General features: G+C 34.5%; 27 protein-coding genes and 2 tRNA genes. 19 read left to right on the forward strand and 10 right to left on the reverse strand.

The genetic code is table 11. The features are described 5' to 3' along the window. Nucleotides 1–48 precede the first annotated feature (48 nt). Nucleotides 49–122 (reverse strand) — tRNA-Arg (locus V7719_RS16730). 10 nt (nucleotides 123–132) lie between these two features. Then, nucleotides 133–207 (reverse strand) — tRNA-Pro (locus V7719_RS16735). A 127-nt stretch (nucleotides 208–334) separates the two neighbouring features. Between V7719_RS16735 and V7719_RS16740 the strand changes: the two genes are divergently transcribed. The 16 genes from V7719_RS16740 (at nucleotide 335) to V7719_RS16815 (ending at nucleotide 17,395) form a co-directional block, all read left to right on the forward strand. Beyond that, nucleotides 335–1,441 (forward strand): PQQ-dependent sugar dehydrogenase, encoded by a 1,107-nt coding sequence (locus V7719_RS16740; RefSeq protein WP_335731095.1) that lies wholly within the window; start codon nucleotides 335–337, stop codon nucleotides 1,439–1,441. After that, on the forward strand, nucleotides 1,438–1,893 hold the full coding sequence (locus V7719_RS16745) for a c-type cytochrome (RefSeq protein ID WP_335731096.1): 456 nt from the start codon (nucleotides 1,438–1,440) through the stop codon (nucleotides 1,891–1,893). Before V7719_RS16740 ends, V7719_RS16745 begins: the two co-directional genes overlap by 4 nt. Before the next feature lie 51 nt (nucleotides 1,894–1,944). Further along, nucleotides 1,945–2,553, forward strand: coding sequence for a uridine kinase (udk, locus tag V7719_RS16750; RefSeq protein WP_335731097.1), 609 nt, complete (start codon nucleotides 1,945–1,947; stop codon nucleotides 2,551–2,553). Beyond that, nucleotides 2,553–2,858 carry an FtsB family cell division protein gene (locus tag V7719_RS16755; protein WP_335731098.1) on the forward strand — a complete coding sequence of 102 codons (306 nt, stop codon included), beginning with the start codon at nucleotides 2,553–2,555 and terminating at the stop codon, nucleotides 2,856–2,858. Before udk ends, V7719_RS16755 begins: the two co-directional genes overlap by 1 nt. Next, a complete protein-coding gene (locus tag V7719_RS16760; protein ID WP_335731099.1) occupies nucleotides 2,851–4,212 on the forward strand; it encodes a methylmalonyl-CoA mutase subunit beta in 1,362 nt (453 codons plus the stop codon). The genes V7719_RS16755 and V7719_RS16760 overlap by 8 nt, the downstream gene beginning before the upstream one ends. 11 nt (nucleotides 4,213–4,223) lie before the next feature. Continuing rightward, complete coding sequence (locus tag V7719_RS16765; RefSeq protein ID WP_335731100.1) at nucleotides 4,224–4,874, forward strand: hypothetical protein; 651 nt, start codon at nucleotides 4,224–4,226, stop codon at nucleotides 4,872–4,874. A gap of 6 nt (nucleotides 4,875–4,880) precedes the next feature. Further along, nucleotides 4,881–7,001, forward strand: coding sequence for a methylmalonyl-CoA mutase (scpA, locus tag V7719_RS16770; protein ID WP_335731101.1), 2,121 nt, complete (start codon nucleotides 4,881–4,883; stop codon nucleotides 6,999–7,001). Nucleotides 7,002–7,328: 327 nt separating this feature from the next. After that, a complete protein-coding gene (locus V7719_RS16775; RefSeq protein WP_335731102.1) occupies nucleotides 7,329–8,477 on the forward strand; it encodes a hypothetical protein in 1,149 nt (382 codons plus the stop codon). A gap of 231 nt (nucleotides 8,478–8,708) precedes the next feature. Continuing rightward, entirely contained in the window at nucleotides 8,709–11,558 is a 2,850-nt protein-coding gene (locus V7719_RS16780) for a M16 family metallopeptidase (RefSeq protein WP_335731103.1), read from the forward strand. Nucleotides 11,559–11,848: 290 nt separating this feature from the next. Then, the gene (locus V7719_RS16785) at nucleotides 11,849–12,613 is read left to right on the forward strand and encodes a ParA family protein (protein WP_335731104.1); all 765 of its coding nucleotides are present in this window, start codon (nucleotides 11,849–11,851) and stop codon (nucleotides 12,611–12,613) included. A gap of 2 nt (nucleotides 12,614–12,615) precedes the next feature. Further along, nucleotides 12,616–13,515, forward strand: a complete 900-nt coding sequence (locus V7719_RS16790; RefSeq protein ID WP_335731128.1) for a ParB/RepB/Spo0J family partition protein — start codon at nucleotides 12,616–12,618, stop codon at nucleotides 13,513–13,515. Continuing rightward, nucleotides 13,505–14,101 carry a DUF5683 domain-containing protein gene (locus V7719_RS16795; protein ID WP_335731105.1) on the forward strand — a complete coding sequence of 199 codons (597 nt, stop codon included), beginning with the start codon at nucleotides 13,505–13,507 and terminating at the stop codon, nucleotides 14,099–14,101. Before V7719_RS16790 ends, V7719_RS16795 begins: the two co-directional genes overlap by 11 nt. A 3-nt stretch (nucleotides 14,102–14,104) precedes the next feature. Continuing rightward, on the forward strand, nucleotides 14,105–14,806 hold the full coding sequence (dapB, locus tag V7719_RS16800) for a 4-hydroxy-tetrahydrodipicolinate reductase (protein ID WP_335731106.1): 702 nt from the start codon (nucleotides 14,105–14,107) through the stop codon (nucleotides 14,804–14,806). Nucleotides 14,807–14,869: 63 nt separating this feature from the next. After that, complete coding sequence (gene lepB, locus V7719_RS16805; RefSeq protein ID WP_335731107.1) at nucleotides 14,870–16,447, forward strand: signal peptidase I; 1,578 nt, start codon at nucleotides 14,870–14,872, stop codon at nucleotides 16,445–16,447. Between the two features lie 19 nt (nucleotides 16,448–16,466). Beyond that, the gene (locus V7719_RS16810) at nucleotides 16,467–17,087 is read left to right on the forward strand and encodes a WbqC family protein (RefSeq protein WP_335731108.1); all 621 of its coding nucleotides are present in this window, start codon (nucleotides 16,467–16,469) and stop codon (nucleotides 17,085–17,087) included. Then, nucleotides 17,087–17,395 carry a DUF6122 family protein gene (locus V7719_RS16815; RefSeq protein WP_335731109.1) on the forward strand — a complete coding sequence of 103 codons (309 nt, stop codon included), beginning with the start codon at nucleotides 17,087–17,089 and terminating at the stop codon, nucleotides 17,393–17,395. Before V7719_RS16810 ends, V7719_RS16815 begins: the two co-directional genes overlap by 1 nt. Nucleotides 17,396–17,397: 2 nt before the next feature. Here the strand turns inward: V7719_RS16815 and V7719_RS16820 are convergent, their stop codons facing one another. The 8 genes from V7719_RS16820 to V7719_RS16855 all read right to left on the reverse strand — a co-directional run bounded on the left by V7719_RS16820 (nucleotide 17,398) and on the right by V7719_RS16855 (nucleotide 23,860). Further along, on the reverse strand, nucleotides 17,398–18,417 hold the full coding sequence (locus V7719_RS16820) for an endonuclease/exonuclease/phosphatase family protein (protein WP_335731110.1): 1,020 nt from the start codon (nucleotides 18,415–18,417) through the stop codon (nucleotides 17,398–17,400). Between the two features lie 5 nt (nucleotides 18,418–18,422). Beyond that, nucleotides 18,423–19,298 carry a rhomboid family intramembrane serine protease gene (locus V7719_RS16825; protein WP_335731111.1) on the reverse strand — a complete coding sequence of 292 codons (876 nt, stop codon included), beginning with the start codon at nucleotides 19,296–19,298 and terminating at the stop codon, nucleotides 18,423–18,425. Beyond that, on the reverse strand, nucleotides 19,295–20,050 hold the full coding sequence (locus V7719_RS16830) for a rhomboid family intramembrane serine protease (RefSeq protein WP_335731112.1): 756 nt from the start codon (nucleotides 20,048–20,050) through the stop codon (nucleotides 19,295–19,297). Before V7719_RS16830 ends, V7719_RS16825 begins: the two co-directional genes overlap by 4 nt. 3 nt (nucleotides 20,051–20,053) lie before the next feature. Then, nucleotides 20,054–21,913 carry a DNA mismatch repair endonuclease MutL gene (mutL, locus tag V7719_RS16835; RefSeq protein ID WP_335731113.1) on the reverse strand — a complete coding sequence of 620 codons (1,860 nt, stop codon included), beginning with the start codon at nucleotides 21,911–21,913 and terminating at the stop codon, nucleotides 20,054–20,056. After that, nucleotides 21,913–22,200 carry a riboflavin synthase subunit beta gene (locus tag V7719_RS16840; RefSeq protein ID WP_335731114.1) on the reverse strand — a complete coding sequence of 96 codons (288 nt, stop codon included), beginning with the start codon at nucleotides 22,198–22,200 and terminating at the stop codon, nucleotides 21,913–21,915. Before V7719_RS16840 ends, mutL begins: the two co-directional genes overlap by 1 nt. 4 nt (nucleotides 22,201–22,204) lie before the next feature. Beyond that, complete coding sequence (locus V7719_RS16845; RefSeq protein WP_335731115.1) at nucleotides 22,205–22,423, reverse strand: hypothetical protein; 219 nt, start codon at nucleotides 22,421–22,423, stop codon at nucleotides 22,205–22,207. Between the two features lie 160 nt (nucleotides 22,424–22,583). Beyond that, on the reverse strand, nucleotides 22,584–23,069 hold the full coding sequence (gene ribH, locus V7719_RS16850) for a 6,7-dimethyl-8-ribityllumazine synthase (RefSeq protein ID WP_335731116.1): 486 nt from the start codon (nucleotides 23,067–23,069) through the stop codon (nucleotides 22,584–22,586). A 14-nt stretch (nucleotides 23,070–23,083) separates the two neighbouring features. Next, a complete protein-coding gene (locus V7719_RS16855; protein ID WP_335731117.1) occupies nucleotides 23,084–23,860 on the reverse strand; it encodes a tetratricopeptide repeat protein in 777 nt (258 codons plus the stop codon). A gap of 121 nt (nucleotides 23,861–23,981) precedes the next feature. On the opposite strand from V7719_RS16855, the gene recF reads away from it, so the two are divergent. From recF to V7719_RS16870, 3 genes are read left to right on the forward strand one after another with little or no spacing between them, the layout of a single operon-like run. Beyond that, nucleotides 23,982–25,061, forward strand: coding sequence for a DNA replication/repair protein RecF (gene recF / locus V7719_RS16860; protein WP_335731118.1), 1,080 nt, complete (start codon nucleotides 23,982–23,984; stop codon nucleotides 25,059–25,061). After that, nucleotides 25,058–25,477 carry a hypothetical protein gene (locus V7719_RS16865; protein ID WP_335731119.1) on the forward strand — a complete coding sequence of 140 codons (420 nt, stop codon included), beginning with the start codon at nucleotides 25,058–25,060 and terminating at the stop codon, nucleotides 25,475–25,477. The genes recF and V7719_RS16865 overlap by 4 nt, the downstream gene beginning before the upstream one ends. Then, entirely contained in the window at nucleotides 25,477–25,773 is a 297-nt protein-coding gene (locus tag V7719_RS16870) for a DUF721 domain-containing protein (protein WP_335731120.1), read from the forward strand. The genes V7719_RS16865 and V7719_RS16870 overlap by 1 nt, the downstream gene beginning before the upstream one ends.

Genomic DNA, 25,773 nt, shown 5'->3' on the forward strand with positions numbered 1-25,773 from the left:
TTAGTTTTAAAACAAGAAATCCCTTCCAACTAAATGAAAGGGATTCTGTGAGCCCTGCAGGATTCGAACCTGCGACCGCCTCCTTAGAAGGGAGGTGCTCTATCCAGCTGAGCTAAGAGCCCTCAATAAAAGTCGGGGTGGCAGGATTCGAACCTGCGACCTCCTCGTCCCAAACGAGGCGCGATAACCGGGCTACGCTACACCCCGAAAACGGTTATCTAATTTTAGAGTCACTAAATTTATAATTTGTCTAAAATTTCGAGGTGCAAATATATATCTTTTCTTTAAAAATTGATAACTTTTATTATTAAATTTATACTTAAATTTTTTTTTAATGAAATTAATAAGACATTCTGTATTTATTATTGGTTTTCTTAGTGTTTTTGCTTGTGCTCAGGATAAAAATCCTACCAATAAACAACATTCATTTGAGCTAATAGTTTCCGATCTCTCAAATCCATGGGCTTTTTTATTTCTTCCTGATGGCTCTATGCTTATCAACGAAAAAAGAGGGGCAATTATTCATTTTAAAAATGAAATAAAGACTTTAATTACAGGAGTTCCAGAAGTTTATAATCGTGGCCAAGGTGGATTACTTGACATAAAATTGCATCCTGATTACGCAAACAACGGTTGGATCTACCTAACCTATGCATCTTCAGAAGGTGAAGGAAAAGGTGGTCATACAGCATTAATGCGAGCAAAACTTGAGAACAATACCTTAATAGAAAAGCAGGTGCTTTACAAAGCGACACCAAACACGACCAAAGGTCAGCACTTTGGGTCACGAATTGTTTTTGACGATAAAGGTTACTTGTATTTTACTATTGGAGAGCGTGGAAATCGTGATGAGAATCCGCAGGATATCACTCGTGATGGCGGGAAAGTATATCGCTTGAATGACGATGGTTCAGTTCCTGATGACAATCCTTTTGTAGGAAGAGACAATGCTAAAACCGCGATATATTCTTATGGGCATCGCAACCCGCAAGGCATGGTTATTCACCCGGACACCAGAGAGATATGGACCCATGAGCATGGCCCAAAAGGTGGAGATGAAATCAATATTATTAAATCTGGCAAAAATTATGGCTGGCCAATTATTACGTATGGCATAAATTATATTGGCACAAAAATTACTGATGAAACTGCACGCTCTGGAATGGAACAACCACTCCACTACTGGACACCTTCAATTGCGCCTAGTGGAATGGAATTCATCTCTAGCAATAAATACAAAGGATGGAAAGGGAATCTCTTGGTTGGCTCATTAAAATTTCAATACTTAGATAATTGTTATATTAAAGATGGAAAAGTAGTCAAAGAAGAACGCTTACTTGATGGCTTAGGGCGAGTGCGCTCAGTAAATCAAGGTCCCGATGGCTATATCTATGTTGGAATTGAAAATTTAGGAATCGTTAAAATCACCAAGACAAAATGAAGTTAAACTTAGTAACACTATTTGTGTTTTTAGTATTCGTCTCATGCAATTCTTCAGAAAAAAAGAAAGATATTTCAGAGGTTATATTATCCGCAGAAAACAATTCACTACAAAATCCGAAACTAACTGAAAGCATGAAACGAGGTAAAAGTATTTACGCCGATTTCTGTATGAGTTGCCATTTGCCAAACGGAAAAGGCGTGCCTAAAGCATTTCCTCCTTTAGCGAAGTCTGATTACTTAATGGCAAATCGAGAAGAAAGTATTAAGTCTATTAAATATGGACAATCTGGTGAGATTACAGTAAATGGTGTAAAATACAATGGAGTCATGGCGGCTTTGGGACTTGAAGACGAGGAAGTTGCAGACGTGATGAATTATATAATGAACAGTTGGGGGAATTCTAATGATAAGTTGATAAGTGTAGAAGAAATTTCAAAAATTAAAGAATGATTTTCTATCTTAATTGTTAAATTTGCTCAACATAAAACTCAGTTATTACTTATGCTTATAATAGGAATTGCAGGCGGAACCGGTTGTGGCAAAACAACGGTTGTCAATCAAATACTTAACGAATTACCAGAAGGAGAAGTTGGAGTGATCTCGCAAGACTCCTATTACATGGACACATCACATTTAAGTTATGACGAACGTATAAAAATTAATTTTGACCATCCGCGTTCAATTGACTTTGAATTATTAGAAGCACATCTTCGTGAATTGCGAAAAGGAAATCCAATAGAGCAACCTGTGTATTCGTTTGTAAAACACAATCGTACTGGAGATACCATTAAAACCAATCCCAGAAAGGTCATGATTGTTGAAGGTATATTAATACTCACCAATCCGGAGTTACGGAAAATGTTTGACATCAAAATATTTGTTCATGCAGATAGTGACGAGCGATTGATAAGACGATTAAAACGTGATATTTCTGAACGTGGACGTGATATAGATGAAGTGCTTGCTAGATACAAAACAACACTCAAGCCAATGCATCAACAGTTTATCGAACCCATGAAAGAGTATGCAGATATTATCATCCCAAACAACAAATACAATACTGTTGCAGTTGATATAGTGAAAACTATAATCAACGAAAAATTAAATTAATGCTTAAGTACTTAAAAAACATATATGTGATTGTCTTTATCGTATTTGCGGTATGGATGCTATTTATTGACTCTAACTCATTAATCATACACAGCGAGTTAAATCAGGATAAAAATGATATTGAAAATGAAAAAGAGTACTATCGCCAAGAAATGGAAAAAGACAAAAAAGCGATTAAGGAGTTGAGCACCGAAGATGGTATCGAGAGATTAGCACGCGAAAAGTATTATATGAAGAAGGAAAATGAAGATATTTATATTATTGAATACGAAGACAGCTTAAAACTAGAGAAAAAGGATGAGTAAGACTTTATTTAATGATTTTCCTGAAATTTCTTCTAAGCAATGGAAACAAAAGATTCAAGCGGATTTAAAAGGTGCCGATTACAATGACACTTTAATTTGGCATACCAATGAAGGTATACATGTAAAACCTTTTTATCATGCAGATGAATTTGACACTTTACCATCGGTTTCAGAATCTAAGGCAAGTGAATTTAAAATTTGTCAATCCATATTCGTAGCTCATACTGAAAAATCAAACGCAAAAGCTATAGACGCCATTTCTAGAGGCGCAGAATCTATAGTATTTATTATTCCAGATGAAAACATTTCAGTGGAACAACTACTAAATGGAATAGACACCTCTTCTACTCCAATAGTTTTCAAATTTGAGTTTCTCTCTTCAGAATTTATAAAAGCCATTCCTTCAGAAAAACACATCGATATTCAAACTGATATTATTGGACATCTTGCTAGAACTGGAAATTGGTATACCAATCTAAATGATGACCACAAGCAATTTGAAGCGATACTAAATCACACCAACACCATAAGTATTGATGTTGATCTGTATCAAAATGCTGGCGCAAACATGGTACAGCAATTAGCATATGCTTTGGCACATCTCAATGAATATTTCAATCATTTTGACACCCTATTAAATACGACTCAAAAGGAAAATCTAACTGTTGTTTTTAATACATCTGTTGGTACCAATTACTTTTTTGAAATAGCCAAACTTAGAGCTTTACGAACTTTATACAGAACACTTTCTTCAGAATATAAGATAAATCCAACCTGCGAGATTCGAGTGACTCCAACAAAACGGAACAAAACGATTTACGATTATAATATCAATATGTTGCGAACCACTACAGAATGTATGAGTGCTGTTCTAGGTGGCGCCAATGTGATTACTAATTTACCGTATGATGCTATTTTTCATAAAGACAATGAATTTGGTGAACGAATCTCTCGCAACCAGCTTTTAGTTTTAAAACATGAAAGCTATTTTGATAAAGTTGATAATCCTTCCGATGGTACTTATTATATCGAAAGTATTGAAACGCAGCTTAGCGAGAAAGCCTTAGAATTATTTAAGGATATTGAAGCTAATGGCGGATTTCTATCTCAACTAAAAGACGGTACTATTCAGAAAAAAATTAAGGAAAATGCTTCAAAAGAGCAAGCACAATTTGATGCTGGTGAATATATATTATTAGGAACCAACAAACATCCAAATCCGGAAGATAAAATGAAAGACGACTTGGAGCTATATCCTTTTGTTAAAAGAAATCCTGTAAAAACATTAATTGCACCAATTATCGAAAAACGTTTAGCTGAAGCCATAGAACAAGAACGACTTAAAAACGAATAATAATTAAAATCATGAAATTAAAACTAGCCCTACTTGCATTATGTCTTTGTCTTTTTACTTGTAAAGACGACGAAAAAGTGCAACAGATATCTTTTGATTATAAATACCCAAGTGTTGAAAAACTCATTGATTGTGAAGGATTAGAGACTGGATTATTACAAGAAGCGCTTCAATCATTTGAAAGTGATCTAGTGAATTTCTATACGCCAGATAATCCAATATATTCGCGTGCATATAGTTTATTTGTAAGTCAAGCCATTTCTAATAGGGTTGATTTTCGAAAAATGGTTTCAGATCATTCCATAAAAGTCTTAGAAGCTTTAAAACAAGATGAAAGCCTTTGGACAACAAATCCTGATGGTAGCAAAGTCAACTTTACACATCCCATATTTAAATGTATCGGACCAAAAATTATAGATGAACCTTTACGTAAGACATTTAGCGCATTAATAGAAACCAACAGTATGAGCATGCGTATGTTTGGCGATGAATTGAAACGTAAAACGTTTGGAATGAAAGATGATAAGCATTTAGCCGCTTATGTAGCACTAGATTTGTTCTACGGAAAAATCTATGATATGGATTTTAGCCAGGAAGCACCCGAAACGCCTCAAGCCAAAAAAATTGAAAAGGACACATCACACGATGGGCATAACCATTAATTTTCTATGCGAAAAAAACTTCAACATATAACATTAAAGCAAAAAGCAAAGAGCGAAGGGCCAAAAGTCAAGAGTTCATTTAAAACTGCCGAAGATATTGTTGTAAACTCTTCATATTCAAAAGAAGATATTTCAAACTTAGAGCATTTAAATTTTGTTGCAGGAATAGCGCCAAACCTTCGTGGACCCTATTCTACGATGTATGTTCGTCGACCATGGACTATTCGCCAATATGCAGGTTTTTCTACTGCGGAAGACAGTAATGCCTTCTATCGAAGAAACCTTGCTGCTGGACAAAAAGGATTATCTGTTGCTTTCGATTTAGCAACACATCGAGGTTACGACTCAGATCATGAGCGTGTAGTTGGTGATGTTGGAAAAGCTGGAGTTGCTATAGATTCTGTTGAGGATATGAAAATCCTCTTCGATCAGATTCCACTAGATAAAATGTCGGTTTCTATGACCATGAATGGTGCTGTTTTACCAATCATGGCATTTTATATTGTTGCTGCTGAAGAACAAGGCATTGCTCCAGAACAATTGGCTGGAACTATTCAAAATGATATTCTCAAGGAGTTTATGGTAAGAAACACTTACATCTATCCTCCTGCGCCTTCAATGAAAATTATTTCAGACATTTTTGAATATTCAAGTCAGCATATGCCTAAGTTTAATAGTATTAGTATTTCTGGCTATCATATGCAAGAAGCTGGTGCGACTGGTGATATTGAATTGGCTTATACCTTAGCAGACGGATTAGAATACATTAAAAAAGGACTCGAAGCCGGAATGGACATCGATACCTTTGCTCCTCGCCTCTCTTTCTTTTGGGCTATTGGCATGAACCATTTTATGGAAATCGCAAAAATGCGAGCAGCCAGAATGTTATGGGCAAAATTGGTAAGTCAGTTTAATCCTAAAAATCAAAAATCATTAGCATTACGAACACATTGTCAAACCTCCGGATGGAGTTTAACTGAACAAGATCCGTTTAATAATGTCGCTCGAACAACCATTGAGGCATCTGCTGCTGCCTTTGGAGGCACACAAAGTTTGCATACGAATGCCTTGGATGAAGCGATTGCATTACCAACAGATTTTTCGGCACGTATCGCAAGAAACACACAAATCTTCTTGCAAGAAGAAACAGGCATTACAAAAACTGTAGATCCATGGGCAGGAAGTTATTACGTTGAAAAACTCACACATGATATCGCTCAAAAAGCATGGAATTTAATTGAAGAAGTAGAAGAACTTGGCGGAATGACTAAAGCTATTGAAGCTGGTATTCCAAAGTTAAGAATTGAAGAAGCCGCTGCACGTAAACAAGCACGTATTGATTCTGGACAAGACATCATTGTTGGTGTTAACAAATATCGTTTGGAAGAAGAAGATCCAATTTCAACTTTAGAAGTCGATAATCAAACGGTTAGAAACGGACAAATAAAACGATTAGAGCATATCAAATCGACTAGAAATTCTGAAGCAGTAAATGCAACGCTCTCAAAATTAACCGAAGCTGCTCGCTCAGGACAAGATAATTTATTAGCTTTAGCTGTAAATGCTGCTCGTGAACGTGCAACACTAGGAGAAATTAGTGATGCTTTAGAAGTAGAATTCGGACGTTATAAAGCACAAATTAAATCATTTTCAGGCGTGTATAGTAAAGAAATTAAAGACGACGAAAGTTTTAAGAAAGCAAGAGAACTGGCAGACCAATTTGCTGAACAAGATGGTCGTAGACCTCGAATAATGATTGCTAAAATGGGACAAGATGGTCATGATCGTGGAGCAAAAGTAGTTGCTACTGGTTATGCCGATGTTGGCTTTGATGTCGATATAGGTCCGCTCTTTCAAACACCAAAGGAAGCCGCAAAACAAGCCATAGAAAATGATGTCCACATTTTAGGCGTATCTTCTTTAGCTGCAGGACATAAGACTTTAGTACCTCAAGTAATAGAAGAACTAAAAAATTACGGTCGCGAAGACATTATGGTCGTTGTTGGAGGCGTGATTCCGAAGCAAGATTATCAGTTTTTATTTGATGCTGGTGCTGTTGCTGTATTTGGACCTGGAACTAAAATTAGTGCTGCTGCGATTAAGATCTTAGAAATATTGGTTGAATAAAAAATCAAATCATAAGTGGTCCGTTCAGGAAAGGGCTGGTCATAATATTTCAATTACTAACCTTTTTATCTTAATAAAAGAGGATTTAAAACAAGAACGGAAGTTTATATTATTTACCGTCTAAGCCAAACAAATTAAGCAATGACCTTTGAAAATTTGAAACCAAATTTAAAGCAATTGATGTAAAATCATTAAGCCAAAATCCTTTTGTCTTAGGCTCTCTAAATTTAATTTTATTTAGAACTCAATTTCATTATTTACATAACTCTAATGCAGTATATTTGTTTTTTTTTTCTAACCTACTTACTAATTTTATTAATTACTACTATGCAAAACTCAGTCACTAAAATCCTTTTTTCTCTATTTATTATCTGCTCTAATCTTATGTATGCGCAAAACCATATATCAGGAACGTTGACCCTTAATGAGAAAACTTACAATGGTTACTTCTCCAACAAAATCACTAATTCTACTAAAGCACTCCAATTTACATCTAGTGACGGAAAAACTCATGATGTATCCAATACTAATAATGCTATTATTTATTTTTCTGAAGAGGGAAAAACATATGCGACTTTAGGCGAAAATGGAATGATTGTTTTTGCAGATGTCTTAACAAATGGCCATGTTAGATTTTATAAAACATTAAAAGAAAACAACTATTACATCGAAAATACGAAATCCAAAACAGGTAAAGTTGAATTAATGAATGTAGATAATGTAAATAACAATAGAGTCAACAGAGGTCGACTATTGGTTATATTTAAAGATTGTGTTGAGGCAAGAAAGAAGACTAATAAAAGTGTGCTATCTAAAAAACGAATCATTTCCTTAATTAAAACATATAATGAGTGTTCTAGTTATTCTGATGGCTATGATTTAACGAGTGATGAAATGTCAGATCAAGAATATGCGTTTCATAAAGGAATCATAAATTTTGATGTTGGTGTTGGTTACTATTCAGAAGCTAATGACATTAATTTTCCAACGTACATTGACGCTTCAGACAATACCAGTGGTTTAAGTATCTATGCCAGTGTTAATATTTCTCCGCGCTTTGTCAAAAGCCTAATAGGAAGGTTTTATTTTGATCTAAGTGTTCAATACAATTTTAATGCATCTTCAGAGATTGAAAATAAACTAGATCAGGACATATCGTCATTATTCCTCACCATAACACCAAAATTCTATTTTAAAGATAAAGACGCCTCATTAAACCCTTATATCGGTCTTGCATTTGGAGCCGCCATAATTAGTTATGATGTAACTGATTTAAATCAAAGCTTTTTCACTCAAAGAACAGGTTCTAATACACGATTTATCTATGGATTGGAAGTAGGTACCACTTTCATGAAAAATTTTGAAGGGTCTTTAGTGTACTTACCAGATTTTCAAAATGACATTGTCGTATTAGAACAAACCGAAATAAAGTCTAAAAAAAGTCATTTATCACTTAAGTTAGGGTATAAATTTTAATATTCCATACTTCATAATATCATATAATATAGAATGGTTATAGTAGAGACTACTATAACCATTCTATTATTTACGCCCAACCGTTAAAACCTGTTAAACTTCTTTAAATCAATACCTTTGTTTTTTATCTTCGGAAGATAGATAAGAAAATTAGCACAATTTAATATTTTTGAACTAAAAACTTAGTTATATTTATAGTTCAAACTATTTCAAACAATTAAACTCAAAACTATGAATCGAAAACCATCAACAAAACTCATGCTTAGTATGCTTATGGCATTCTTTATTTCTGTAGTAACTTTTGCACAGGAAACCGCAATGGAGAAGAAAGAAATTTCGCCTTCAGAAGAGATCCCAAAGAATCCAAATGTAAAAACGGGAGTTCTTAGTAATGGCCTCACCTATTACATTCAAAACAACGGAAAACCTGAAGATAAGGTTGAACTCCGTTTAGCGATTAAAGCAGGATCTATATTAGAAACTGAAGACCAAAAAGGCCTAGCTCATTTTATGGAGCATATGAACTTTAATGGGACTACTAATTTCAAGAAAAATGAATTGGTCGATTATCTACAAGGTATTGGTGTAGAATTCGGAGCAGATTTAAATGCGTATACAGGATTTGATCAAACGGTTTATATTCTTCCTATTCCAAGTGATGATCCTGAAAAATTAGACAAAGGCTTTCAAATCCTACAAGATTGGGCTGGTGGAGCATTATTAACCGATCAAGATATTGATGATGAACGTGGTGTTGTTATCGAAGAATACAGAACTCGCCTTGGTGCTTCAACTAGAATGCAATCAAAGTATTTAGATAAAATTGCCTATAATTCAAAATATGCAGATCGTCTTCCAATCGGTACAAAAGAAAACTTAGAGAACTTTAAATATGAAAGCATAAGAAATTTCCAAAGAGATTGGTATCGTCCAAACTTAATGGCAGTCATTGCTGTTGGTGATTTAGATGTGGAAACACTTGAAAAGAAAATAAAGGAAAACTTTAGTGGTTTAAAAAACCCTGAAAGCCCTAAACCGAGAGAAGAATTTGGTTCAGAGAATCATGATGGCACATTCGTCGCTATCGAATGGGATGAAGAAGCAACGGGAAGTCAGGTTCATATTTATTACAAGGATAAAGGAAAATCTAAAAAAACCAGAACTGTAAAGGATTACAGAGATAATATGGTCGAAGGCCTATTTACAGGAATGATTAACAATAGGCTTAGAGAATACAGTAATAAACCAAATCCGCCTTTCATCTACGGATTTTCATATCATGGCGGAATTATAGGAAACAAAGATGCATATCAATCGGTAGCACAAACTAATGAAACCGGTCAGTTAGATGCGTTAAAAACATTGTTAGAAGAGAATGAGCGTGTAAAACGTTTCGGATTCAATGCTTCGGAATTAGAGCGTGCTAAGAAAGATTATTTTGCAAGAATAGAGCGTGCTTTCAAAGATAAAGACAAGCAAGAGTCTAATCGTATGGTGAATGGTTATATTCAAAATTTCTTACAGGAAAGTCCAATGCCAGGAATTGAGTGGTCTTACAATTATATAGAATCCCAGTTACCAACTATTAAGATAGAAGAAGTTAATGGTTTAATTAGAGATTTCTTACATGATGATAATCGCTTGGTAGTGCTAACTGGACCTAAAAAAGAAGGTCTTACAAAGGTGACTGAAAAAGAAGTTATCGATTTACTTGACAGCGTTAAAAACAGTGACATTGACGGTTATGAAGATGAAGCTGTTCGTTCTGAATTAATGGCCAGCAAACCAAATAAAGGAAGTATTGCTAGTGTTGATGTGAATAACAAAGGCAAATTAAATGAAACGACAACCATCACTTTAAGCAATGGTGCAAAAATAACGTATAAGAAAACCGACTTTAAAAATGACCAAATTCTATTTGAAGCGTTCAGTTATGGTGGAACATCATTATACTCTGATGGAGATTTAAAAGAAACTGCTAGTGCAAATGGCGGATTATTTGAAGCTGGTATTGATGGTTTGAAGAAAAATGACATGACTAAAGTGATGTCTGGTAAAATAGCTAACGTAAGACCATACATCAGAGGTTTAGAGGAAGGAATGAGAGGTTCCGCAACACCAAAAGATCTGGAAACAATGTTTCAAATGATTCACTTGTACTTTACTAAATTAGATAAAGATCCGGAAGCATTTCAGTCCTATATAAGTAAGCAAAAAGCATTTTTAGGAAACATCTTATCAAATCCTAATGTGTCATTTTCTATTGCTTTAGGAGAATTTTTAAATGAAGGCAACCCAAGATATACGGGTTTCCCTGATTCTGAAGCCCTAGACAAAGCGAATTATGATTTAGCTTATGATAAGTATAAAGAACGATTTGCCAATGCTGGAGATTTCAATTTCTACTTTGTAGGTAATATTGATGCAAATCAACTCGCTGATTATGCCGAAACATATATCGCATCGTTACCAGGAAACTCTACGAGAGAAATGTATAAAGTTTCAGACTTTAGACCGAAATCTGGAGCTCTAGAATTCACTTACAATAAAGGGACAGAACCTAAAAGTCAGGTGAATTTAATTTATAGAGGAGAAACGACATACGATGTAAAAGAAGCTAGAGCTATGAGTGCTTTAGGTGAAATCTTAAGTATCAAACTTATTGAAAAACTAAGAGAAGAAGAAGGTGGTGTCTATGGCGCTGGAGCTAGAGGTTCGATTTCAAAATTGCCTTATAGCCAATTTAATTTTAGCATCTCCTTCCCCTGTGCACCAGAAAATGCTGAAAAACTAGCTGCAGCTTCAATAGCCGAACTTCAAAAAATTATTGACAATGGTCCAGAAGCTACAGATTTGGATAAAGTTAAGAAAGCTTTATTACTGACAAGAAAAGAGCAATTGGAACAAAATCGTTTCTGGTTATCTGCTATTAAAAATGCCGATTATAATAAATCAGACCTAGATAATGTAATTAATTACGAAGCAAATGTGAATGCTCTTACAACTCAAGATATTCATAATGTGGCTAAGAAATATTTACAAGATGGATACTTAAAAGCAATTCTATTACCAGAAGAATAGTCGTATTCAATACATTCATAAAAAAGCAGCCATAACAGGCTGCTTTTTTTATACACTACTGTTAACAACTTCCGCTTTATAAACTCATAATAAATCGTATTTTTGATGTGAAAAAAATTGATTTTTAGTGTGTACTGAAAAGCAAACATTTTGTTCTCAAATAAAATTTTTCATAAACTTCATAGTTATGATACGAAGTGATGAAAAGATAAGTTAAGAGAGCTAAATGACAACTTTCAGAAAACAACTGGAACCCAATTTTTGCAACAAACAATAAACCAAATCATTTAATGGGTAAAATCATTGCAATTGCTAATCAAAAAGGAGGTGTTGGTAAAACAACAACTTCGGTAAACTTAGCAGCATCCTTAGGAGTTCTAGAGAAAAAAGTATTGCTTATAGACGCCGATCCACAAGCCAATGCAACTTCTGGTCTTGGTATCGATGTAGAGGGCGTCGATATTGGAACCTACCAATTATTAGAACATACAGCATCTGCTGAAGAATCTATTATAGAAACAAATTCACCTAATGTTGATATCATACCATCACATATTGACCTTGTGGCTATAGAAATTGAACTCGTTGATAAAGATCAACGTGAGTACATGCTCAAAAAGGCGATTACACATTTAAAATCATCTTACGATTACATCTTGATAGATTGTGCTCCTTCTCTAGGTTTGCTTACACTAAATGCATTAACAGCAGCTGATTCGGTGATCATTCCGATTCAATGTGAATATTTTGCTTTGGAAGGCTTAGGGAAATTATTGAATACTGTAAAAAGTGTTCAAAAAATTCATAACAAAGATCTCGATATTGAAGGCATGTTATTAACCATGTTCGATCAACGATTACGTTTATCTAATCAAGTAGTAGAAGAAGTGCAAAAGCATTTTAGCGATATGGTTTTTGCAACGATCATCCAGCGAAATGTAAGATTAGGAGAAGCACCAAGTTATGGTGAAAGCATCATTAAATATGATGTAAGCAGCAAAGGAGCGTCAAATTATTTAAGTTTGGCAAAAGAAATTATTAACAAGAATGCATAATGATGGCGAAGGCAACAAAAAAACAAGCACTTGGTAGAGGGTTATCAGCATTGTTAAAAGACCCGTCTAATGATATACAATCTGCAAAAGACAAACATGCAGACACGATTATTGGTAACATTGTAGAATTGAATATTGATGTCATTGAAATCAATCCATTTCAACCACGTACCAATTTCAATGAAGAAACCTTACGTGAGTTGGCCTCATCAATTAAGGAACTAGGTGTTATTCAACCAATCACTGTCCGTAAACTAGAGTTCAATAAATTCCAATTGGTATCTGGTGAGCGTCGTTTTAGAGCTTCAAAATTAATAGGTTTAAAAACGATTCCTGCCTATATAAGAATTGCTAACGACCAAGAGTCTCTTGAAATGGCTTTGGTTGAAAATATTCAACGTCAGGATTTAGATCCTATTGAGATTGCGCTCTCCTACCAACGATTAATTGATGAGATTTCATTAACTCAAGAACAAATGAGTGAGCGTGTTGGCAAAAAGCGATCCACAATTGCAAACTATTTGCGTTTACTCAAATTAGACCCAATCATTCAAACAGGAATGAGAGATGGCTTTATTTCTATGGGTCATGGTCGTGCCATCATCAATATTGAAGATCAAAATGTTCAGTTGGATATTTATGAGAGCATTATTTCAGAAAAATTATCTGTTAGAGCTACTGAAAGTTTAGTGAAGAGTTATAACAATCCATCAGCGAAGGAACCTTCTGAATCCAAGGAGCTACCTAGATTTGTTAAAAAAGGCATAAAAGAATTTTCAGAATACTTTGGTCATAAAATAGCCGTTAAAGTGTCAAAGAATGGAAAGGGTCAAATCACAATTCCGTTTCATTCCGAAGAAGATTTCAACCGTATTAAAAAACTTGTTCAGCGTGCCAAATAAATTAGCATATAGTTTATTCATTACTCTTTTTTTCACTTGCTTCACGTACTCGCAAGATGAGAAAACTTCAAAAGCAGTCGAGACTGATTTGATTGTGGTTATAGATTCTGTAAAAACTAAAAGAAAACCCCTAAATGTTTTGGCGCCTTCAAAAGCGGCCTTCTACTCTGCTGTGCTTCCTGGTTTGGGACAAGCTTACAATAAAAGGTATTGGAAAATTCCACTTGTATACGCAGCTATTGGAATTCCTGTATATCTGTTTGTAAAAAACGATAAAGATCTTGATTTATATCGCGATGCTTTCAAAAGACGACTTTCAGGTTTCCCCCAAGGTTCTATTGGTGATCCATTTCCGAATGTATCAAATGACGGACTCATAAGAGCGCAGCAACAATTGAGGCGTAATAAGGAATTAGCGCTATTAATTGCCATTGGTATGTACGCTTTAAACATTGTAGATGCAAACGTAGATGCACATTTACTTCAGTTTAATGTGGATGAAGATTTATCATTACGACCACATTTTAAGTATAACCAGATGGAAAATAACACAAATTTGGGTTTTACCTTGAATTTTAAATTCTAAGCTATGAATATTGCACTTTTAGGCTACGGAAAAATGGGAAAAGCAATAGAAACAATTGCTATAGAACGTGGTCACAATATTCTATTAAAAGTATCTAGTTCTTCGGAAAATTATACCCTCGATACTATTGATGTCGCGATAGACTTTAGTCTGCCATCATCTGCTGTAGCTAATATTTCAAAATGCATAAATTCTGGAATTCCCGTAATTTCGGGAACCACAGGCTGGCTAGATGATTACGATAAGATAACCCAACTTTGTAAAACTAAAAACGGCACTTTTTTATACGCTTCAAATTTTAGCTTAGGTGTCAATATCTTTTTTGAGCTCAACAAAACCTTAGCCAAATTGTTGGCTAAACTTCCGCAGTACAATACATCTATTGAAGAAATTCATCACACGCAAAAATTAGATGCTCCAAGCGGAACAGCAATTACACTTGCCGAGGGAATTATTGATCAGACCAATTATAAAAATTGGACATTAGATTCGCCAAAACAAAATGAGATTGGTATTTTAGCAAAACGTATTGAAAACGTTCCTGGAACTCATGAAATCAATTACGATTCTGAAGTCGATAGCATTCAAATTAAACACATTGCGCATAGCAGACAAGGGTTTGCTATAGGTGCTGTTATAGCTGCAGAATATGTTCATGATAAAAAAGGGGTTTTCACTATGAAAGACGTCCTAAATATTAGTTAATATGCCTGTTTGATGAAACGTTTTTAAATACTTTTCAACTCACTAAGAAATCAAAATATAGATATGACAATTACACAGTGGTTAATTTTTATTCTTGTTATCCAAGTTATTCACGGACTAGGAACATGGAAATTATACGTTAAAGCTGGGCGCCAAGCATGGGAAGCCTTTGTTCCTGTATACAATGCAGTGATCCTAATGAAAATTATTAATCGCCCTTGGTGGTGGACGATTTTATTATTTGTACCTATTGTTAACTTGATTATGCTACCTGTAGTCTGGGTAGAAACAGCAAGAAGCTTTGGAAAGAACCAATATTTAGATACCTTTTTAACTGTTGTAACATTAGGTTTTTATAACTTTTATCTCAATTATGTTGCCGATGTTACATATATTGAAAACAGAAATATTCATCCGAAATCAAGTTCTGGAGATTGGACAAGCTCTATTTTGTTTGCCATTGTTGCAGCTACTGTTGTGCATACCTATTTCATGCAACCATTTACAATTCCGAGTTCTTCTTTAGAAAAATCCTTATTGGTTGGTGACTTTTTGTTTGTAAGCAAGTTTCATTATGGTGCAAGAGTACCAATGACTACTGTAGCAACACCAATGGTGCATGATACAATTCCTCTTGCAAAAATAAAATCCTACGTATTCAACGATGATTTTGAAAATCGCAATACATCATTACTCAACAAACTGCAATTGCCTTATATGAGGATTCCAGGTTTTGAAAGTATTGAACGTAATGAAATTGTGGTATTCAACCAGCCAGCAGATACGTTGTTGGATATGAATGTTTTTACTCCCGATAGAAATTATTATAAACCAATAGACAAGAAAACTAATTTAGTAAAGCGTTGCGTTGGAATTCCTGGTGATTCTTTGGAAGTTAGGGATGGTTATGTGTATATCAATGGAAAAAAGAATGAGCTCCCTGATCGTGCGAAACTTCAATTTGTTTATGCCGTTACTTTAAAAGGTAGTTATACAGGTAATCAATTAATTAATGCTTTAAAAACACGTTATGATATAACTGATGTCTATCCGTCATCTAATAATACAATAGCATTTCATGCCACAGTAGATGCTGCTCAAAAAGCAAGGAGTCATCCAAATATTGCAAGTGTTGAGAGAATAATCACTCCAAAAGACACAGATAGAAATTTATTTCCAAGAGCACCTCAATTTCCATGGAACTATGATAACTTCGGACCAATTTATATTCCGAAGAAAGGAGCGACAATCGCACTCAATATAGAAGTATTGCCTTTATATAAACGTTTGATTTCAGAATATGAAAACAAAAAAGTAACCACAAGAGGTAATCAAATTTTAATTGAAGGAGAACCGGCTACATCTTATACATTTAACCAAGATTACTATTGGATGATGGGAGATAACCGAAATAATTCTATTGACGCTCGTGCTTGGGGTTATGTGCCTTTTGATCATGTTGTTGGAAAACCTGTCTTTATTTGGATGAGTTGGGACGGCATTAAAAATCCGCGTTGGGATCGTTGGTTTACAACCGTTGGTGGTAATGGACAACGCACTTCTTACCTTATTCCGTTCTTAGTATTATTAGGAGCTTGGTTTGGATTCAACAAATGGAGAAAAAATAAAAATAAAGCTTAACAGCATTTATATATATGTAATGGACGTATTAATACATCCTGTTTATTTTCCTAACGTAGCACATTTTGTGGCTATGGTTCAAGCAAAAGAGATTGTATTTGAAGTGTGTGATAATTATCAAAAGCAAACCTATAGAAATCGCAGTTCTATTTTAGGAGCCAACGGGAAATTGGACTTAAATGTTCCAGTACTCTATTCCCAAAAAAACAGACAAGCTTATCAGTATGTTGAAATTTTTAATACTGAAAACTGGCAAACACAACACCTGAAATCTTTAGAGTCGGCGTATCGTACATCCCCTTTTTTTGAATTCTATATTGATGATTTATTGCCATTATTTGAGATGGAAACGAACACGATTATGGATTTCAATTTTAAGTGTATCGAGGTGGTTTTTGATTGTCTTCAGTTACCATTTTCATTTTCTAAAACGGAACACTTTGACTTAGATACAACTGGTTTATTAGATGCCAGAGGATTAGCCAACAGCAGAAAAGAGATTCAGCAAAACTTCAAACCATACGCTCAGGTTTTTGATGAGAAACACGGATTTCTATCAAATCTAAGTATTCTCGATTTACTCTTCAATGAAGGTCCAAACACAGAATTATACTTATCAGCCCAAACTTTAAAGTTGTAATGTTACAACCCATCCTTCATTACGGCATACATATTTTTTTGCCATTACTTATTGCAGTATTATTTTTTAAAAAAACATGGAAATTAGCTTATATCATTATGGCTTTAGCAATCATAATCGATCTAGATCATTTACTGGCGAATCCCCTTTTTGATCCCACACGATGTAGTATCAATTTTCATCCACTACACTCCTACTATGCTATTGGTGTTTATGTATTGTTATGTCTTCCAAAAAAAACCAGAGTTATAGGCTTAGGGCTAATCATTCACATGATTGCAGACCAAGTCGATTGTTGGATGATGTAGAACTACTTCAGTTTCACCTTTGCCATTACAGGATAATGATCAGAATATTTGACATCAAACGTTTTAAACGCATTAATATCAAAACCCTTATCTACTAGGACAAAATCGATTCGCACAGGAAAAAACTTAAAATCAAATGTCCGTCCAAAACCATTACCAGCTTGATTGAATGCATCTCTTAAATCGCCTTTAATTTCCTTATAAACGTATGAATATGCCGTATTATTAAAATCGCCACAGATAATCATTTGATATGGAGATTGGCTTTTGTGCTTTAAAAACAATTCGGTTTGTGATTGTTGCATTTTAAAAGTAGAACTCACACGATTAAATAAGTTTTCGGAGTTTTCCTTTGATAATTTTTCAACCGTTGGATCAATTCCAGAAGATTGCAAATGCACATTATAAATTCGTATGGTATCACTTCCCTTTACGACATCAGCAAATATCGCATTGTTTGATGTCTTCGGAAATTCTATGGATCCAGAATTTATAATCGGGTATTTGGTATAAATAGCTTGACCATTCTTTACTTTATCACCCGAAAGTTCTTCAAATTTAAAATACCCTTTAAGCTTAATAGCCTCATCTGGTCTATATTCTTGCATACATAGAATATCAGGCTTTTTTTCAGAAATAAAACTAGAAACCTTCTGCTTTAAATTAGGATCATCAATCCAATCAAAAGCATTAAAAAGTCTCACATTATAATTCATGACAGAAATATTTTTACTGTCGTCTATATTTTTAGAAGATGAGAATTTATACAATGAAAACACATAGCTATAGCCGATTACCAAAACGACGAGCGATACTAATAACTGCTTTTTTACTTTAAGCAACCAATAGATAACAAACAAAATATTAATGATAATCAAAAACGGAACTGCTAGACTTATTACCGAAAGAAAAGCGAATTTTTTAGGTTCCAAATATGGTAAAAGATAAGATAAGAGTAGCGCAAATGCCATCAACGAATTGATCACAAAAACAAGCTTCTCGAATCCTCTAAGTTTTCGCATATTGATTAATCTTTACCTGCTCTAAATAAAAATGCTTTTTCTTCTTTGGTTAAACTTTCGTAGCCACTTTTACTGATTTTATCTAAGATTAAATCAACTTTCTTTTGTTGATTAAACTCAGTAAACTCGCCTTTATTATGACCAGCCATCTTTTTCTTTTTACTTTTGTGTACCGTTTTTAGTGTTGATTTAGGCTTAAACAAGTTGGCAATACTATCCATTAGCTTTCCAAACCCTTCACCTATATCCTTACCTTTTAAAAGTTGTGTAGCATAGAAATAGCCTAACAAACTTCCACCAAGATGTGCCACATTACCACCTTGATTTGTACCAAATAGTCCAATGACATCAAAAATGACTATGGCCATTCCAATATGCCATAATTTAATTTTAATAGAGAAAAATTGTGTGTCACGATAAGGCATGTAAGCACAAATAAAAATTAAAAGCGCATTAACACCGGCAGATGCGCCAACCAAAGAACCAACTTTTGATGTATAGCTTTCTGGTAACACATTATATACAGTTAAAAAAGCTAGAGCTCCAGCAATAATACCTAAGAAAAAAATATTTAAAGATTGCCTTGTAGGAAACAAATTCACCATAGTTCTCGATACAAAGTAAAGCACTATCATATTAAATAATAAGTGAAGAAATCCATAATGTGTAAACCCATAAGTGATGATAGTCCAAGGTTTTATTATAAAATCAAAAAAATCGCTTGGTAATTCTAACCATGTTAACGTGAATTCTCTAGGAATTCCTTGAGTAACTTGTATTAACCAACCAATGAAAAAGATCAACACATTAATCGCCATGATCTTTTCAAAAACATTTAAGTTTTTAATTTTGTCTTTAAAGTCGTATTGTAGTGAGGTCATCGATCCCAACGGTTTTTATTAAATTGATTTTTCCTCCAATACCACATAATTAAAGCACCAGTAATTGCTCCTCCAACGTGCGCCATATATGCTGTATTATTCGGACTAAAAAATGATTGACCAGATATGGCAGATATGATATCAAGTATAATAATTCCAGGAATAAAATACTTTGCCTTTATAGGTATCGGCAGAAAAATCATCATCAACTTGGCTTCTGGATTCATCATGCCAAAAGCAGCCATTATACCCATTATACATCCTGAAGCTCCAACCATACTCGCATTATAAATTCCAAAAGCACCTTGTGTTAAGCTAAATTGTGAGCTAGACATGCCTGCGACTGGTCTATTGGTCGTAAACATTTCGACCAACTGAGCCTCTGACAATCCTGAGGCTATTAACTCTGTATAGGCAGGTATGTAATTAAAATAATAATAGGCTAACTGAAATAATACAGCTCCTAAACCTGCGGATATATATATAAATATAAACTTCTTAGCGCCTAATTGTGTTTCAACTGCTGTACCAAACATCCAAAGCGCAAACATATTAAATCCAATATGCATCAAATCTGCATGCATGAACATATGTGTGAAAATCTGCCAAGGTTGAAACAAAGCATTTTCAGGAAAGTATAGTGCTAACCATTGCATGAATAATGTTCCGTCTCCCAGAGTCATCCTCCCAATAAACATAATCACATTAATGATTAATAAATGCTTTACAGTATCTGTTATTCCTCTTATCATAAATTACATGAATTTTTTATCAAAGTCATCAACACTCATTGTGATAAATGTGACTCTATTAGTAGGTGAAACCGATGGTTCCTTGCATGCAAACAAACTATTCACCAAATGTTCTTGTTCTTGTTGTGCAAGTGATTGCCCAGTTTTTATAGCTAAACTCTTTGACATGGATTTGGCTAATAAATCTGTGGCACTAAAATTACTGTCAGGGACTTCTTGTTCTACATCACTTATCAATTGCTCCAAAATGATAGACACTTCACTTTCAGGAACGTTAATTGGTACGCCTGTAATTTCTATGCTATCGTCTTTAAACAATGAAAACACAAATCCAGTACGTTCTAAATCATCTTTTAAGCTCTTAAGGTGTTCCATTTCTGTAGAAGAAAACTCTAATGTCAACGGAAAGAGTAATTGCTGACTCACAGCTTCTTTAACCGTTAGGTGTTTTAGGAACCCTTCATATAAGACACGCTGATGTGCTCGATGCTGATCTAGAATTATCATCCCAGATTTTATCGTACTAATGATATATTTATTATGTAGCTGATATGTAGCCTGACCCGTCTCTACCTGCTTTCCTTCTGTAAATAAAGATTTGTTTTCTGGATTACTTTCAAATTCAACCTCACTAAAATCACTTTCAGTTTTTGTGCCTTTAGATTCTAATCCAACATATAAACTTTCCCATTGAGCTGCTGGCTCTTTTTTATAAGACGACGCAGAAAAGCCAGATTTTGCTCTTGCCCTTTCTTCTTGGAACGGATTAAATGATTGGTCCACTTCTACACGAGGTGTCGACGCATTTTTATCTTTATAGTCGTATGGCGTATCGAGATTATTATCGCGATTAAAATCCAAAACAGGCGCAATATTAAACTGACCCAAACTATGCTTTACAGACGATCGTAAAATCGCATATAAGGTATGTTCATCATCAAATTTTATTTCCGTTTTTGTAGGATGAATATTGATATCTATCGTTTTTGGATCAACAGTAAGATTCAAAAAATAATTTGGATGACTGCCATCTTTAATCAAGCCTTCGTAAGCCGAATTTATTGCGTGATTGAGATACGGACTTTTTATAAATCGGTTATTGACAAAGAAAAACTGTTCACTCTTGGTACGTTTGGCAAATTCTGGTTTGCCTACAAATCCTGAAATTTTTAAAACTTCGGTTTCTTCCTCTACAGGAACTAGTTTCTCATTTGTTTTTCCACCAAAAATATTGACGATACGCTGTCTATAGTTACTCACAGGAAGGTTAAAATTTTCACTTCCGTTATGAAACATCACAAAAGCAATATCTGGATGTGCCAAAGCAACGCGATGAAATTCGTCTATGATATGTCTGAGCTCGACGTTATTCGATTTTAAAAAATTACGTCGTGCTGGAATATTAAAAAATAAGTGTTTGACGGCAATAGATGTGCCTTTTGGAGTGACAGTCACGTCTTGATTTTTGATACCGCTACCTTCAATTTCTAAAAGTGTCCCTAGTTCGTCTTGCTCCTGTTTTGTTTTCATTTCAACATGAGCAATAGCAGCTATACTTGCTAGAGCTTCACCACGAAACCCTTTTGTGTTGAGACTAAACAAATCTTCCGCAGAACGTATTTTTGAAGTCGCATGGCGCTCAAAACTCAGCCGAGCATCTGTAGTGCTCATCCCTTTGCCGTTATCAATAATCTGAATTAAGGTTTTGCCAGCATCTTTTATAATGAGTTTTATAACATCTGCACCTGCATCGATAGAATTTTCAAGTAATTCTTTTACAACCGAAGCTGGTCGTTGTACAACTTCACCTGCTGCAATTTGATTCGCAACATGATCTGGTAACAATTGAATAATGTCTGCCATTAGCGTTGAAAGGAGAATATGGATAAATCGAAATCAATAATAAACAAAAAGACTAGAATTAAAGCCGCTATTATAATCATTATACGACGGTTGGCACCAGTTTTATCTGCATTATATTTATAGTCGTCAACAGCATTATTGAGTTTGCTTTTCATGCCTTTGTTACTTCCTACAGTAACTCTGAAGTCATCAAACTTATGTTTAAGTTCATATGGATTACCTTCACCTTTGTAATAACGAGGTTGGTAATTATACTTTTTGTTTTTTCTTGTACTTAAAATTCCCATAATGCTATGATGTTTCGTAGTGAGTTAAAATAAACCATATTGCAATTATCATACCTAATATCGCCAAAAGTATTGGCAATGAAATGGTACGTTTTCCTATATGTTTACCTTGTCCTCTAACAGATTCCCATTGTGTTTTAAGATCGTCTTCATCTTTTGACGTTCTAAGACGTCTGGGAATATGATTAAAGCGTTTAGGTTTTCTTTGTTGAAATAAACTCAAAAGGTCACTAGTCTTAGTATTTCAAAAGTACAGAATTTACAAGGAAATCAAGCCTTTCATCTCCTAAAAATTGTTAACAAATAACGCTTTCTTCGGAAATATTAAACTTTGAAATTTATGATGTTTAGAAAAAACTAATCCTTGAGGCTTGTAACTTAGACTAAGCCTTTCTGCGTAAGTCAGCCATTTTTATAGCAGCAATAGCAGCTTCTGTCCCTTTGTTCCCATGCTTTCCGCCAGAGCGATCGATAGATTGTTGCATCGTATTATCGGTAAGGACACAAAAAATAACTGGTGTGTCTGATGTCAAATTAAGTTCTTTGATACCATGGGTGACACCCTCACAAACAAAATCGAAATGTTTGGTTTCCCCTTGAATCACGGAACCAATTGCAATAATGGCATGAACATTTTGCTCAAGCATTTTTTTGCTTCCGTAGATCAATTCGAAGCTTCCAGGAACATCCCATTTAACAATGTTTTCAGCTAATGCACCACAATCAATCAAAGCATCATAAGCACCTTGATACAATCCGTCGGTTATGGTACCATTCCATTCTGAAACAACAATCCCAAACCGAAAGTCCTTCGCGTTTGGGATTGTGTTTTTATCGTAGTTAGATAAATTATGATTTGCAGTTGCCATAATTCTTAAATTAATTATTTACTCGCTTCTGCTCTTCCTATAAATGAATCTATATTTTTAGCTTGATCAGAATCTGAAAATTCAGACTTGATACGTTTGAAGTAGCCTAAAGCTTTATCAAATTGACCTAATGATTGAGCTACATTTGCAGCTTTAAATAAGTACATAGGTGTTGTATATCCATTAGAAGAGGCAGCAATTGCCTTTTCGTATTCCTCTAAAGCATCTGGTAATTGATCTAATTGAGCAAACGCGTCTCCAGTTCCTCCTTTAGCAAGTGGTCCAAGAACAGCATCATCAGTACTAAAATCAGCCAAATACTTTACAGCATTTGTATAATCCTTTGTATTTAAATATGCCATTCCAGCATAATAGTTTGCTAAGTTTCCTGCTGGTGTGCTACCATATTCGTTAACGATTTCTACCATACCGTACTTTCCACCACTACCTTCAAGTGCCAAAGTGTACAATGAATCTTTTCCTGATACAGCATTAACAGCTTCATCAAAATGTTTTTGAGCAGTGTACATTTCGTTCATTGCTTCTTCACCTTTAGGCTCAGCAATAAATTTGTCATATCCTAAATACCCAAGAACGATTACTGCAGCTAAACCAATGATAACAAAAATACCTTTCTGATTTCTAGCCACAAAGTCTTCAGCTTTGTTTGCGCCTTCGTCTAAGGTATTAAATACTTCAGCTGTTGTAGAATCTTGTCCTAAGCCATCTATACCATCGCCCTTTCCTTTAACTGCTTTTGGTTTATATCCTCTTTTCTTATATGTAGCCATAATTGTCTATTTGTGCCCGCAAAAATAAAATTTTTATTGGGATTTAAAAGGTAAATTATTTGTTATTTTTACTTCCTGTTAGAATAAACACAACCAAATCCAATTATTCCCCGTTAAATTTATGATTTTAAACACGTTAAGCTTAGTGAATTATAAGAATTTTGAAAGTCAGGATTTTGAATTCGATGCTAAGATTAACTGCTTTGTCGGTTCAAATGGTGTAGGAAAAACCAATGCTCTAGATGCAATCTATCATTTATCCTTCGGAAAAAGCTATTTTAATCCGGTTGCAACTCAAAATATTAAGCACGATGAAGACTTTTTTGTTGTGGACGGAATTTTCAATAAAAACGAAAAAGCCGAAAAGATTGTGGTGTCCTTAAAACGCGGACAAAAGAAAATGATTAAGCGCAACGGAAAGGCCTATGAGAAATTTAGTGATCATATCGGGCTTATTCCTTTGGTGATTATTTCCCCGGCAGATCGCGATTTGATAATTGAAGGGAGTGATACACGTCGGAAATTTATAGACTCTGTGATTTCGCAAAGTGATAAAGGGTATTTAAATCATTTAATTAAATACAATAAAATCTTATCACAACGAAATGCCTTATTAAAATACTTCGCTCTAAATAATACGTTTAATGCACAAACACTTGAAGTCTACAATGAGCAATTGGACACCTACGCAAAAGAGATTTTTAAGACACGTCAGGCTTTTTTGGAAACCTTCATCCCTATTTTTAAATCGCGTTATGAAGCGATTAGTAATCAGCAGGAAGAAGTTGATCTGACTTATAAAAGTGATTTGTTTGATGGTGATTTACTATCACTTCTGGCTAAAAACGTTAATAAAGACAAGGCCTTACACTATACAAGCGTTGGAATTCATAAGGATGATCTCAATTTTCAGATTGAAACCTATCCTATAAAAAAATTCGGAAGCCAAGGTCAGCAGAAATCCTTTTTAATTGCATTGAAGCTGGCACAATTCGATTTCATGAAACAGCAAAGTGGCGTTACTCCACTCCTATTACTCGATGATATTTTTGACAAACTGGATGAGAATCGCGTAGCACAAATTATTAGTTTGGTGGATAATGAAGATTTCGGACAATTATTCATTAGCGATACACATGCCGACCGAACGGAAAATGTAGTGAAGCAAATTCATCAGTCTTATAAAATTTTTAAGCTATGAGGACATTAATACTTCTACTTCTTACGCTTTCAATAGTTAGCTGTTCAGAAGACCCGGAAACCTTTATTCCGCATTTAGATGGCTACTGGGAAATTGATAAAGTCACACTAAGTGATGGCACAAAAAGAGACTATAACTTTAATGATACCATTGATTTCATTGAAATTTCAGATAGTTTAACCGGTTTCCGAAGAAAACTAAAACCCAATTTTTCGGGAACTTACGAAACTTCAAAAAGCGTAGAATCTTTCCGAATAAAAATAGAAAACGACAGCCTTAACATCTATTACACAACACCTTATTCCAATTGGAAAGAAACGGTGTTAAACGCTAACGAAACACAACTGATTATTGTTAATAATACCAATAAAGATGTGTATATTTATAAACGTTATGAATCTCTTGATCTAGACTAATGGCAAAACGACATAATGAAAATCTACCAATAAGTGATATCCTCAAAGAATTTGTTGAGGCTAACAAACTACAGTCTGGCTTAGACAAAGTAGACGTTAGAGAAGCTTGGGTGAAAATGATGGGAAATGGTGTGAATAATTATACTACAGACGTCACATTGGATAGAGATGTCTTGTACATCGGATTGAGTTCTAGCGTTCTTCGTGAAGAATTAAGCTACGGAAAGCAAAAAATTATCGATATGCTTAATGAATCTATGGGCAAGGAAGTGATCAAGAAATTGGTACTGCGTTAA

The sequence above is a fragment of the Psychroserpens sp. genome, from assembly GCF_036960315.1.
Taxonomy (GTDB): Bacteria; Bacteroidota; Bacteroidia; order Flavobacteriales; family Flavobacteriaceae; genus Psychroserpens.